The organism is Moorella naiadis (nom. illeg.) (genome assembly GCF_051020825.1).
Lineage (GTDB): Bacteria > Bacillota > DSM-521 > Neomoorellales > Neomoorellaceae > Neomoorella > Neomoorella naiadis.
On sequence record NZ_JAXGFQ010000014.1, the window covers coordinates 1 to 13,543 of the forward strand.

Genomic DNA, 13,543 nt, shown 5'->3' on the forward strand with positions numbered 1-13,543 from the left:
AATGCCATTTTTGATGTCAAAGAGCGATTGCGTACCTGGCATGAGTTAGTTATTTTGGGGTTCTTGCACCAGAATCAATAATAGAAATTCCTTCTTCCTGTTTTAAACGGGCGATTACTTCAAAGATAGTCTCGCGACCGATGGGATCGAGCATCGAGGTCGGTTCATCCATGATTAAAAGCTTGGGTTTCATTGCCAGTACCGAGGCTATGGCTACCCGTTGTTTTTGGCCACCGGATAATTCATAAGGAGGCTTCTCGAGCAAGGAGGCGGTATTGGTCAATTCGGTAACCCACTCCAGGCGGGCGGCAATCTCTTGCCGGCCCAGGCCAATATTTTCCATACCGAAAACCAGCTCGTCTTCAACGGTCATGGAGGTAAATTGGGCTTCCGGATCGGAAAAAACCAGTCCCACCCAGGGCGTCAATTTCTCTACCGGGGTAGCCTCGGTATCGTGGCCATAGATAAATACCCGGCCCTTTTTGATGCCATTATAGCGGTACGGAATTAACCCATTGAGGGTATAGACCAGGGTAGTCTTTCCCGCCCCATTGGGGCCGACGATACCTAAGAAACGGCCTTCCTCGAGGGAAAGGTTAACCCCCTTCAGGGTATAATCCCTGGCTTCACTGTATTTCCAGCGTAAATCCTCAATCTTGATAACTTCCATAATCTTCTAATGTTCCCACCTTTCTATCGGAGAACGAGTTTGTTGATAACCGTACTTTCCACGCCCATAAAACCGTAATGATAGCGTAAAATTACCAGGGCTATCAAGGCTATAATTAAAGCGATATTAAGCAGGTAGTCGATAAAAGCCAGGTGATAGTGGGACAGAACATAGTCGGCTCTTTTTTGCCGGTTAAAAAGGCCGCGGAAGGTATAGGCCCTGGCGGTCAGGGCATTACTGAATTCTTCCGACCGGCGCAAGGCCAGACCGAAGAGGGGTACTATATACATGATAAACTGCCGCAGTTTGTAGAATAATGACTTCCCCCTGGTGTCAAAGCCGCGGGCTTTTTCCGCTTCCCGGACAATCTGAAAATCTTCCATAACCATGCCGACCGACCGTAAGCCCATGCCCACCAGGTAGGTTATGGCGAAGGGGACTCTCAGGGTGCGTAAAGCCACGATGAGATCCCGCTCGCGCGAAGTTGAAAAGAAAAAAATGACGACAAAGATCATGGGGATCAGGCGCATATAGGTGACGATGGCCCAGCGGATGGGCTGAAAGTAGATGGTCAGGCGACCCAGATGGCCGATGGGGATATAGGACGGCTCATAACCGCCGAAGATCGTATAGGAGATAAGGATGATAAATCCCATGGAACCCATGATGGGTATATAGTTTTTGATGGTGTCCATGCGTACCCGGGCGTATACCAGCAACCCCAGGATAAAAATAGTCAAGGCCAGATTCCATTCCGGGGCAGCTACCAGCATCGGGTAGATACTTACAATCAATAGAAACATGACTCGGGTTAAGGGGTGAAGCTGATACACGGGTGATTCTTCAGGTATATAACCCAATAATGTTTTCTTCATAGCCAGATTCTCCTAGTAGAAAATTGGGCCTGGGAGGAGAAGACCTCCTCCCAGGAAAGCAAATCCAGTTTAAGCCCACCAACCCTTAACAAAGGAACTGCTGCGGACTACTACCGCCGAAAGGGCCTTTAGGAGAATGATACCGAAGATAATACCGGGAATAGTATTACCGGCAAACCAGCCAAAGATGAACAATGGTAACGAAGAAGCCGTCAATAAACCAAAGGAACGTAAGACTACCATGGGTCCCCAAATGGCACCGATGGCGCTCCCAATCGCTATCGATAGGATCAGGATAATATAATCCCGGCTACTTTTGAGGGCGGGGTCAGCCTTGAAAAACCGGAAAGCCAGGGCGGGAATAAAGGCCTGAAAGGCATTACCCGGGATATAAGCTAAAGAAACATAGATCGGGGTCCCAGTAATGCCGTTGGAGATCAAAGGAAAGAGAGCCCCAGCCAAAACTCCCCAACCACCAAACCATATACCGCCGACGTTTTGCACCGCTATGGCCGGCCAGAAGAAGTTGACCCCGAAACCCAGGGGGAAACTGAAGCTGCCAAAGGCACCTACAACGGCACCGATACCAATGAGTAAGGCAGTAATAACAATGTGGGTAATGCTGCTCCGCCGTTTTTCTCCCTCTTCGAGGGCCCAGATTTCCTTACCGGTTGTCATTGAAAAATCCTCCTTTGCCATGTTTTTTAAACTGAAGGTAATAAAGCTATTATTGAAGTTCCTCGCGCTAATAACCACCTTCTCCCCTGGGATCTTTTTTAAAGCGACAGCTTGTAGAGCTGGCGCGGCCGCCCTTTACTGGCTAATTTCTCTTCGCCCACCACCTGGACATAACCTATCCCGGCAAGCTGGTTTAAAAGACGGTGGGTGCTACGTAAAGAGACACCGAGAACCGGGGCGAGATCATTGGCGGAAAAGGTTTCCTTGCCCAGGGAGGACATACAGGCGGCGACCCTTTTTAAAGAGATCGACGATATACCAGCGGCTTCCGCCTGTTCTAAGACTTCCTGGTCTGTAGTTGCCAGTTCATATTGAATGGGTCTGGCGCAGCCCAGGGGGCCCAGGAGGCGTTTATCTTCCATGAGCACAAAACAGCAATTATCACCGTTTTCCTTGGTTTTATTTAAGGCAACGCGGGCATGGGTCCCGGCCTGCTGAGCCGTCAAGCCGAAACCCACGCCAACCTGGATAGGTAATTTAAACCTCTCTTTAACTAAATTCAGCAGGGGCATGCTGGTACCCCAGTCAGTAGAGCGCTCAAAGAGTCCCCGGGTAGTAAAAAACAAATAGCTGTTGATACCGGTAGCAATAAGATAACCATCGATTTCCTTAACATAATCCAAAATGGTGGCATAAATTTCCACCTGCAGACGCTGGAGGTCATATTCACTGGTGACTAATGCCGAGTTATTTATCTCTATTAACCCCACCACCACCTGGCTTTCCTTGTTGCGGACGCTCTCACCGATTAAAAAGGCTTTGTCCAGGGTTTCAATAATGGGACCCTCAGTTGGCAAGCTCAAGTCACAAGGAATGCCCAGGTTTACCAGTTCTTTATAAATGGAACGCCAGCAAGTAATTGCCCCTGAAGATAGCCCTTTGAGATAGTAATTACGGTGGAAATTAAGAATAATATTTTTGCCGCCCAGGGCTTGCTCTTCCTGAGCATAAATATTATCGGCATCTAGTCCCAGGGCGGTATAGGCTTCATCGATAACCGTTCTGGGAAAAGAATCAATGGTCAGGGTCGTCAGATCGGCCCTTTCTTTTAGCCGGAAAAGGGAAGGGTAGAGCCAGGAAATCGTATAGGGAACATATAACATGGGGGTATCGGAGGTTATTTCCATAGCTGCCCGCTGGTAGGCGACCTGCCCCGTAAAAAGAATGATATCTACCTGGTGGTGGAGAGAACGTACCAGGTTGGCCACTTCGGCTTCCTCGGCGTAGGGGCAGCCCTGGAGCTTTAAAGCGGGAAAGCGGTTATTTAAACGCAAGGTTTTGGCGACTAAATCTTCCGGCCCTACTACGGCTACGGTAAAAATGCGTTCGTGTTTTTTTTCGTTAACTGACATATAGTAAGACCACCTATTATAGACATGACTAAAATGTGTCTATAAATAGATATTCGCGGTTCGTTAAAAAAATCCTGTCGGCTCTAAAAAATTATTTTATAAACCTGGCCCCGGGTCCAAGGACCCGGGGCCTTTATATGAAAACCCCGGCGGGGCCGGGGTTTTTCCCGCTCAAGCGTTGGCGGCATTGAGGGGGAAGAGGAAGAACAGGAAGAAGAAGGGGATGATGATAATCGGGATAAGGAGAATGAATATCCACCAAAAGCTGAATCCCTGGCTGCCCACTAAGAATCCCTCCTACTTAGAATTTAACGGGAACAGGAAGAACAGGAAGAAGAAGGGGATGATGATAATAAGGGGGATGAGAATGATGATAAACCACCAGAAGAACTCCTGCGTCATTTAAATTTCCTCCTTTCTGCCGGGGGGAACCCTTTCTAGACTTAGCATATGCAGGCAGGAGAGGAGTGGTTAAAAAGGTAAAGGAAAATTTTTGTTAGTAGGATGGGTACCCCCTGGAGTAGTCCGGCATAGGATGCAACATAGTAATATCGGCCCTTTGGCGCTGTAACACCTGCTTAGCCAGGGCGCAGGCTGATATTTTATGTATGGAGGGATTGCCTGTGTGGCCTGTTTTACTGGCGTATTATGCCGGGGTAATGACGGCGGCCGGCGTCACTGTAGCCCGAGCCGGCGCGGGAAGGAAAGACGTCCGGAAGATTGTCATGTTCCATCAGGGCAACCCCCTGTCTGACTGCCATGCTGTACTGCAGAAAAAGGGCGGCAGGATAGTGCGGGAATTGCCCCTCGTACACGCCCTGGTAGCCAGATTGCCAGAAGAAAGCAAGGTAATGGAGGAGCTGAGTTTAAACCCAGGCATTCGCTTGATTGAGGATGATTTCCAGGTCCGGACGGTGGCCTTACCGGCTACCAGGATCAAGCAAGGTCAACAGACGACTCCCTGGGGTGTTGAACGTATCGGCGCCCCTAAAGCTTGGCAGGCGGCCACCGGGGAGAAGGTAAAAGTGGCGGTCCTGGATACCGGCCTCGATGCCGGCCACCCTGATCTGGCGACCAACGTCCGGGGTAGAAAAAACATTAAATTTCCTGGCTGGCCGGCGGGGGACGGCAGCGGTCACGGCACCCACGTAGCCGGGACTATCGCCGCTTTAAATAACGATTTCGGGGTGGTGGGGGTTGCGCCCCAGGCCGAAATCTACGGGGTAAAGATCTTCAATCGCATGGGTAACGGTTATATCTCCGATATCGTCGCCGGCCTTGACTGGGCACTGCAGAACAAGATGCAGGTAGTTAACATGAGTTTCGGCACGACCCGCCCCAGCAAGGCCCTGGAAGAGGCCGTGGGCAAGTGCGTCCAGGCGGGAATGGTCCTGGTGGCGGCAGCCGGTAACGAGGGCCAAGACAACAGCGTCATGTACCCGGCCCGCTACCCTGGGGTAATCGCTGTTTCCGCCATTGATCAACAGGATAACCTGGCCAGCTTCAGCAGCCGGGGACCGGAGGTAACGGTAGCTGCTCCCGGGGTAGATATCCTCTCTACCTACCCGGGGGGTAAATACCGGACCATGAGCGGCACCTCCATGGCCTGTCCCCACGCCACCGGGGTGGCGGCCTTAATTCTCGCCCAGGACGGCCGCCTTTCCGGCCGTCAGGTCGGCCGCATTATTTACCGGACGGCCACCAAGCTACCTAATCTTTCCCCCGGAGAACAGGGGGGCGGGCTGGTCAACGCCACCGCCCTGGCGGCTGTAGGCAGATTTATCGAGGCGTCTGAGGTGGAGAAAGTGGTAGAGGCTTGAGCGATGCATAACGACCGCCCGCGGGCGGCCGTTTATTATGGTTATGACCGTGGCAAAAAATTTTTAAAAAAAATATTAAGATGCCAGCAGGATTTTAACTGAAGGTGGCGAAATATATAAGCGTGCTGGAACCGATTTCGATAAATAAAGTCCTTACAAATCAACAATGTCCCGGCCATGAAACGGTTTCATTTCCAAAACCGTTTCCAACAAATTGCGACCTTCGAGATAGAAAAGAGGGAGAAACTGTGCAGGATTTAAGTTGCCAGACCGCCAAGCGTTCGCCGGAAGAATTGGTCCGCCACCTGCAGAACTTTGAACTCAACCTCCGTTTCTCGGCGGGCATCTGGTTTTTTTCCGGCAGCGGCAGCCGCTTTCATACCCGCTACGGCAGGGAATTGGCTATTGCGGAACGCCTGGAGAAATACGCCGCTCTAAAAAAATACGGGTTGGAAGGCATTGAAGCCCATTACCCCAATGAGATCAACGAACATAACCTGCCCCTTTATCAGGATTTCTGCCGGGATACCGGTATGAAGGTAGTCACTGTTGTTCCCAATCTTTTCTATGAAGAGCAGTACTGCTATGGTTCTTTATCTTCACCCCTTGCGGCTGCCAGGCAGTCGGCCATCCAGCGCGTTAAAGAGACCCTCCAGATTAATAAAGAACTGGGCACCGACTTCATGGTTATCTGGCCGGGTATTGACGGCTATGAGAATCCCTTCGGTATCGATTTCGGCGAGATGCGCCGTCGCTTTGCAGCCGGCCTGGCCGAAGCCATGGACGCCGTACCGGGAGTGCGGGTGGCCATGGAGCCCAAGCCCTATGAACCCCGGGGCAGGATAATCTACGGTACTACCGCCGAGGGTATCCTGCTGGCGGAGAAGGTGGAAGGCCTGCTGCAGCATAAGGAGAACCGGGAGCTTTTGGCTCAAGGCTATACCCTAATGGGCCTGAACCCGGAAGTCGGCCACGTCATCATGGGCTATGAGGACCTGCCTTATGCCCTGAGCCTACCCCTGGAGTACGGCCGCCTGGTGCATACCCACTGGAACAGCCAGCCCCTGGGCAATTACGATCAGGACCTGAATGTGGGAGTGATAGCCCCGGAACAGGCCGAGGCCGCCCTTTACGTCCTGAAGATGCATGGCTATCAGGGGTGGTTCGGCCTGGACATCAATCCCGAGCGGATGCCGGTGGAACGGGCGGTAATCAATAGTATGGACGCCATCCGAGCTATGAACGACCGCATCAACAACCTGGACCATGAAATGATTGTCGCCTGCTGCCAGGACCCCGAGTATTACGCCGGCTACCTGGAGGCCCTTCTGATCCGGGCGCGGGCCAGGAAAACAGAAATCTTAAGCCCTTTGAGCCTCCCCGGGGCATAACTTGATCTCCCGGACCGACCCGCTACGTTGCCCCTAAAATGGGGTGTCGGGTCTACGGGGATAAAGCCTATAGACACCGTCTTCTTTAATTACTAAACAGTCGCTTGCCGGGGGCCGTAAGGGTCGCAGTAACCGTCGTGGCGTCAAATAGCTAAAAGGATTCCTGGATGAGCAACCTGCTATTAGTCCTAACGGAAGGAAAAAGATCATGCCGTATTTACTGGGGATCGACATCGGGACATCAGGCACTAAGGCCGTACTAGTGGAGGAAAGCGGCCGGGTGGTAGCTTCCTCCTACGTAGAATACCCCTTGAGCCAGCCCCGGCCGGGCTGGGCCGAACAGGAGCCGGAGCAGTGGTGGCAGGCCGTGGTAGCGGCGGTAAAGGGCCTGTGGGCCAAAAGCGGCCTGGACGGCCGGGAGGTCGCCGGGGTAGGCCTGTCGGGCCAGATGCACGGGGCGGTAGTCCTGGACGCCGGCTACCGGGTTTTACGGCCGGCCATCCTCTGGTGCGACCAGCGCACCGGGGCGGAGTGTACCTGGATGTATGAAAAAATAGGGGCAGAAAAGCTCTACCAGTGGACGGGGAACCCGGCCTTGCCCGGCTTTACGGCACCCAAGCTGGTCTGGCTGAAGAAGCACGAGGCGGAAGTATATAAACAGATCTGCCATATCCTGCTGCCCAAGGATTACATTCGTTTCCGCCTGACAGAGGTACTGGCCACCGAGGTCTCTGACGCCTCCGGCACCCTGCTCCTGGATGTGGCCCGCCGGCGCTGGTCGGAGGAGATGCTGGCCGCCCTGGATATCTCCGGGGAATGGTTGCCCCCCGTATATGAGTCCCCGGAGGTAACCGGGTGCATAAATCCGGAAGCCGCGGCCGCCACCGGCCTTATGGCGGGAACGCCGGTAGTTGGTGGTGGTGGTGATCAGGCCGCCGGCGCTGTCGGTACAGGGATTGTAGAAGAAGGGATTCTCTCGGCCGCCCTGGGCACCTCCGGCGTCGTCTTCGCTATGACGAACAGGCCAATTATCCAGCCGGGAAGTACCCTGCACGCCTTCTGCCATGCCGTCCCCGGTAAGTGGCACCTGATGGGCGTCATGCTGGCCGCCGGCGGCTCCCTACAGTGGTTCCGCAACCAGCTGGGGGACGAGGAGATGAGGGAAGCTGCGGCCACAGGCACCGATCCCTATGAATTGCTCACAGCCAGAGCGGCCGCCGTGGGGCCGGGCGCGGAAGGGCTGCTGTTCCTACCTTATCTTTTGGGGGAAAGGACGCCCTATCCCGACCCGGCAGCACGGGGCGGATTTATCGGCCTTACCATGCGCCACAATAAGGGGCACCTGGTGCGGGCCGTCCTGGAAGGCGTGGCCTTTGGCCTGCGGGACTCCTTGGAGCTACTCCAGCAGGCCGGGGTAAAAACAGCGGAAATTCGCCTTTCCGGTGGCGGCGCCCGCAGTCCCTTGTGGCGGCAGATCCTGGCCAATGTTTTCAAGTACCCGGTGACCACAGTGAACAGCACCGACGGCCCGGCCTTCGGCGCCGCCCTTCTCGCCGGGGTGGGGGCGGGGATCTATTCTTCGGTGGAGGCAGCTTGCCGGGCTACCATTAAGGTGACCAGCCGCGCCATACCGGTAGCGGCGGAGGCAAAAACCTATGAACGTCTCTACACTGTCTATAAATCCCTGTACCCCCTCTTGCGGACAACGATGCACGATTTAACCGGCTTAGCCTGATAACTGTTAAAGCATTCCCCAACCTTATAGACATCCGGCCGGATATCAGTGATGATTTAAACGGAACAACGGAGTGAACAGGAATTGCCCAATATCTCTGATGTAGCCAGAAAAGCAAAGGTATCACGCACCACCGTATCAAGGGTTCTCAACGGCAAAGAAGACGTCAACGAAGAGACCCGGCAGCGGGTGCTGGAGGCCATTAAAACCCTGAACTACCGGCCCAGCGCCCTGGCCCGCAGCCTGGTCAAGCAGAAGACCGACACCATCGGCGTCATCCTATCCGATATCACCGACCCTTTCTTCTCCCGCATCATCCAGGGAGTGGAGGATGTCGCTCACAAGTTCGGCTACGGCATCGTCTACGCCAGTATGCGCTGGGACCCGCAGCTCAAGCATAACTACGTCAGTTTCCTGCGCAGCGGCCGGGTGGACGGCCTGCTGATGATGGGCCACACCGTCGGCAATGAAGACTACCTGCGGGAGATGGTGGAAGAGGGCTTTCCCCTAGTCCTGGTAGAATACCATATCGACAACTTGAAGACCAACCTGCTCTCCATCGACAACCAGGGTGGGGGTTACCTGGCTACCAGGCACCTGCTGGGCCTGGGTCATCGTCGCGTCGCCCATGTAGCGGGACATAAAAACGCTCAAGTGTCCCAGGAACGCCTGGCTGGTTACCGCCAGGCTCTGGAAGAAGCCGGGGTACCTTATAATGAAGACATGGTAGTTTACAGCAATTTTACCACTGAAGGGACCATACCGGTGGCTAAAAAAATATTATCCGTCCCGGAGCGGCCGACGGCTGTCTTTGCCGCCAACGACCTGATGGCCTACGGCGTCATCCACGCCGCCCGGGAACTGGGCCTGCAGGTGCCCCGGGACCTGGCGGTGGTAGGCTACGACGACATCGAGCTGGCGGCCCTGGTAACGCCGCCTTTGACCACCATCCACCAGCCCCGTTACGAAATCGGCTCTATGGCCGCCTGGACTCTGATCCAGCAGATCGAGAATAAGGAGATGCAGCCGACGGTCAATGAGTTTAAAACCAGCCTGGTGATCCGGGAATCATGCGGGGCGACGTTGAGGCGTGGCAACCAGGTACATTTTGAAATCAGTTAACCGGGATAAAGTGTGTATAGAAGACATAGGAATAACATATTTGGTTCTTATTATTCCATGTCGACTATCTGTTATAAACATTAATATGATTCTTGAGTGTATCAAAGAATGGTATATATACTCTATAAACCCCAGCGCAGGAGGTGGTATGGAATGGAATAATTTTCGCTGAGCGTTACAGGTAATGTTGCCAATGTACTCGAAGTTACAACAATAATAAAGGAAATTGTAAAGGAGGACACAAAAATGTCTATTAAAAAAAGGGGTTTATTGCTTTTTCTAGTATCAATTTTGTTATTTGTATTTCTAGCGGGTTGCAGTGCAGGTAAAGGACAAACCGATCAAAAGCAACAGGGAAATCAGTCGCAAACGGCAGAACAAAAACCCCCAGCGAAAACTTACAAATTTGTCTTAGTATCTCCTTTTTACGGGCATCCTTACTGGAAAATGGTAGAGGATGGTATGAAGGCGGCGAATAAAGAATTCGGTGTCAATACCAGTTATGTTGGACCGAACGAAATCAATATCGATGAGCAAATCAGGCAAATTGAACTGGCTATTGCTCAGAAGGCTGATGGTATAATAACCATGGCCCTCAATCCAACTTCTTTTACCCCGGTGATTAATAAAGCAGTAGAAGCCGGGATTCCGGTAGTATTAATCGATACGGATGCCCCTAATAGCAAACGAGTAGCCTATGCCGGTACCGACAACAAAACGGCCGGGAAGGAAGCAGGGAAAGCCCTGGTGAAATTAACCAATGGCAAGGCTAAGGTCGGCATAATAACGGGAGCGATAGATGCCGACAATTTGAATTTAAGGATTGATGGCTTTAAAGAAGCTATTAGTGGACAAGACATCCAGATAGTCGATATTCAACCGTCTAATTCTGATTTAATGAAAGGCGTTGAAAAAGCCAAGGCTATGCTCCAGGCCCATCCCGATATTACCGCCTTCTTTGGTGTGAGTGCTACTGATGTAGTTGCCGCGGCCAAAGCGGTACAGGAAGGCGGCAAGACGGGAAAAATTACCCTGGTTGGTTTTGACGATTTACCGGAAACCATTGATTTAATCAAAAAGGGCGTCGTCAATGCCACGGTGGTACAAAGACCGTACCAAATGGGCTATTTGGGCGTTAAACTCTTAATGGATATCAAAGAAGGCAAGCAGGTTCCACCTATAACCGATACCGGCGTTGTCATTGTCACTAAGGAAAATGCCGATACGTACAACAAATAATTAGATGATAATAATGGGGGGCTTTTGCCAATAAAAGCCCCCTACCCAAAATAATAAATTAGCACGCTAAAAGAGGAAGGTCATTATATGCCCAATAAAATTTTCAACCGCTCTTTTTTCCAGGCTCAAGAAGTCGGCATTTTTATCTCTTTGATTCTTTTAAGCCTGATTATAGGCTTTGTCAACTCTGCCTTTTGGAATGCCGGTAACTTGATTGAGATTTTAAGATCGATATCTTTTATGGTGATTGTCGGCGTTGGCGAAACCCTGGTTCTTATCAGCGGCGGTTTGGATTTATCGGTAGGATCTATTTTAGCCGTCGGTGGTGTTATATCTGGACTGGCGTTAGTAAATCAGCTGCCCATAACCTTAGCTCTCTTCTTTGGTATGCTGTCAGGGTTATTGCTGGGTTGGTTGAATGGTTTTATTATTACCAGATTTAAAATTCCCCCCCTTATTACAACTCTAGGCATGCTTTATGTCGCCCGGGGTATTGTTCTGGTAATAACTAAAGGGCGGCCTCTTTATCCTTTTCCGGATGCTTTCAATGCGATGGGTCAGGGTTCTTTTGGGGGTATACCCTATGTAGTGTTTTTCATGATAGTATTTGCCATTGCTGCCCATTGGGTTTTAAATTACACCACCCTGGGAAGAAGCATTTACGCTATAGGGGGAAACGAGCAAACAGCCAGGACTTCCGGTATAGACGTCGATCGTATCAAGTTGATAACTTATTCCATCGCGGGTTTAATGAGTGGCATTACTGGTATTTTAATGGCTGCCAGGTTAAGTTCAGCGCAATCCAATGCCGGCACCGGTTGGGAATTGACGGTAATCGCTTCGGTCATAATCGGTGGTACAAGTATGTTCGGTGGTGCCGGGTCTATCCTGGGGACCTTGATAGGCGCCGCCTTAATGGCCGTCATAACCAATGGTATGGTCTTAATGAATGTTTCCGTGTACTGGCAAAACATCGTCGTCGGCATAATAATTGTGGTGGCGGTAGGCCTGGATCAATACCGCAAAATGAAGTTGTCAGCTTAAAACTATTGGAGTGATTGCAATGCCTGATATCGCCCTTGAAATGAGAAATATTAGCAAAACATTTCCCGGGGTTACGGCTTTAGATAATGTTAACATCACCCTATATAAGGGCGAGATCCTAGCTCTTATAGGGGAGAATGGGGCCGGCAAATCGACTTTAATGAAAATTTTAAGCGGCGTTTATCCCTCGGGAACGTATAAAGGTGATATTTATATCTATGATGAAAAGGTCAATTTTGCCAGCCCCAGGGATAGTAGACAGGCCGGTATCGCTATGATTTACCAGGAGATTAGCATGCACCTGGATCTTACCGTAGCAGAGAATATTTTCCTTGGAAAGTGGGAAACAGGTAAGGGCATTATTAACTGGCAACACTTAAACAAAAGGGCCAGAGAGGTATTAACTAAACTAGATTTTGATTTAAACCCAGGTGAGATTCTGCGCAACCTGAATATCAGTCAACAGCAAATCGTGGCTATAGCCCGGGCTTTAAGTGAAGACCCGCGCATACTGGTTTTAGATGAACCCACTTCAGCCCTTACAGAAAACGAGTCTAAAAATCTTTTTGAAATCATCAAAGGGCTTAAAGAAAAGGGCATAAGTGTTATTTTGATAACCCACAAACTGGAAGAAGTCTTTGCTAATGCCGACAGGATATGTGTTTTGCGGGAAGGGAAGTTGATAAACGCTCATGTTGTAAAAGAAATCAAAGAGCAGCAAAAGATTATTAACGAAATGATAGGCAGGGAACTTTGCGAATTATATCCTCTGCGATCGATATCTTGCGGTAAAAAAGAAATTTTGCAGGTGCATAATTTAACTATCAGGCATCCCTATATACCCGGCAAAAATATTATCGAGAGTATATCATTTGCGGTTAATGAAGGGGAAATAGTAGGGATTTACGGGCTGGTAGGATCGGGAAAAAGCGAAATTGTGAACGCAATCTTTGGTAAGCAGAGATACCAGGCTGAAATATGGATTTGCGGTGAAAAGGTAGAGATTAATAAACCCCGTGATGCCATCAGTGCCGGCATCGGCCTGGTTACCGAAGATCGCTTTTATGATGGTTTTATCGGGCTCTTAGATATTAAAGCCAACGTCAGCCTGGCTAGTTTAAAAACGATAAGCAGGCGCGGCATAATTCAAGGTAACAATGAAAGGCAAATGGCCGCAGATTTTATAAAAAAGTTAAGGATAAAGGCCAGCTCATATAGGACCAAGGTGCAAACCTTAAGCGGAGGTAATCAGCAAAAAGTGGTCCTGGCTAAATGGCTGGCTATTACACCCAGGATATTGTTGCTGGATGAGCCAACGCGCGGTATTGACGTGGGATCTAAGCAAGAGGTTTACCAAATAATAAATGACCTGGCCCAACAGGGAACAGCGGTCGTTATGGCATCTTCTGAACTCCCGGAGCTAATTGGAATGTGTGATCGCATTATCGTTATAGCCAAAGGTAAAATCCAGGGAGAAATCCTGCGCGGGGAGTTTTGTCAGGAAAGGGTGATATCCCTGGCCAATTGTATAAATAGATGATTTTTATGGAGGTAATT

11 protein-coding genes are annotated in these 13,543 nt (G+C 50.8%); 7 read left to right on the forward strand and 4 right to left on the reverse strand.

Annotation, left to right across the window (positions count from 1 at the left end):
- Nucleotides 1-49 precede the first annotated feature (49 nt).
- From SDD30_RS10120 to SDD30_RS10135, 4 genes are all read right to left on the reverse strand, one after another.
- Nucleotides 50-670 (reverse strand): energy-coupling factor ABC transporter ATP-binding protein, encoded by a 621-nt coding sequence (locus SDD30_RS10120; protein ID WP_434074802.1) that lies wholly within the window; start codon nt 668-670, stop codon nt 50-52.
- Nucleotides 671-693: 23 nt separating this feature from the next.
- Nucleotides 694-1,545 (reverse strand): energy-coupling factor transporter transmembrane component T family protein, encoded by an 852-nt coding sequence (locus tag SDD30_RS10125; RefSeq protein ID WP_434074803.1) that lies wholly within the window; start codon nt 1,543-1,545, stop codon nt 694-696.
- Nucleotides 1,546-1,614: 69 nt separating this feature from the next.
- Nucleotides 1,615-2,223, reverse strand: coding sequence for a hypothetical protein (locus tag SDD30_RS10130; protein WP_109205775.1), 609 nt, complete (start codon nt 2,221-2,223; stop codon nt 1,615-1,617).
- A gap of 98 nt (nt 2,224-2,321) precedes the next feature.
- Nucleotides 2,322-3,635, reverse strand: coding sequence for a hypothetical protein (locus SDD30_RS10135; protein WP_434074804.1), 1,314 nt, complete (start codon nt 3,633-3,635; stop codon nt 2,322-2,324).
- A gap of 623 nt (nt 3,636-4,258) precedes the next feature.
- Here SDD30_RS10135 and SDD30_RS10140 point away from each other — a divergent pair.
- The 7 genes from SDD30_RS10140 (at nt 4,259) to SDD30_RS10170 (ending at nt 13,526) form a co-directional block, all read left to right on the forward strand.
- Nucleotides 4,259-5,455: a S8 family peptidase gene (locus SDD30_RS10140; protein WP_434074805.1), complete on the forward strand. Its 1,197-nt coding sequence runs from the start codon at nt 4,259-4,261 to the stop codon at nt 5,453-5,455.
- A gap of 248 nt (nt 5,456-5,703) precedes the next feature.
- A complete protein-coding gene (locus SDD30_RS10145) occupies nt 5,704-6,846 on the forward strand; it encodes a TIM barrel protein (protein ID WP_434074806.1) in 1,143 nt (380 codons plus the stop codon).
- A gap of 208 nt (nt 6,847-7,054) precedes the next feature.
- Entirely contained in the window at nt 7,055-8,581 is a 1,527-nt protein-coding gene (xylB, locus tag SDD30_RS10150) for a xylulokinase (RefSeq protein WP_434074807.1), read from the forward strand.
- 84 nt (nt 8,582-8,665) lie between these two features.
- On the forward strand, nt 8,666-9,703 hold the full coding sequence (locus SDD30_RS10155) for a LacI family DNA-binding transcriptional regulator (protein WP_434074808.1): 1,038 nt from the start codon (nt 8,666-8,668) through the stop codon (nt 9,701-9,703).
- A 246-nt stretch (nt 9,704-9,949) separates the two neighbouring features.
- Nucleotides 9,950-10,942: a sugar-binding protein gene (locus tag SDD30_RS10160; RefSeq protein ID WP_434074809.1), complete on the forward strand. Its 993-nt coding sequence runs from the start codon at nt 9,950-9,952 to the stop codon at nt 10,940-10,942.
- An 87-nt stretch (nt 10,943-11,029) separates the two neighbouring features.
- Nucleotides 11,030-11,986 carry an ABC transporter permease gene (locus SDD30_RS10165; RefSeq protein ID WP_434074810.1) on the forward strand — a complete coding sequence of 319 codons (957 nt, stop codon included), beginning with the start codon at nt 11,030-11,032 and terminating at the stop codon, nt 11,984-11,986.
- Between the two features lie 19 nt (nt 11,987-12,005).
- Nucleotides 12,006-13,526, forward strand: coding sequence for a sugar ABC transporter ATP-binding protein (locus SDD30_RS10170; protein ID WP_434074811.1), 1,521 nt, complete (start codon nt 12,006-12,008; stop codon nt 13,524-13,526).
- Nucleotides 13,527-13,543 lie beyond the last annotated feature (17 nt).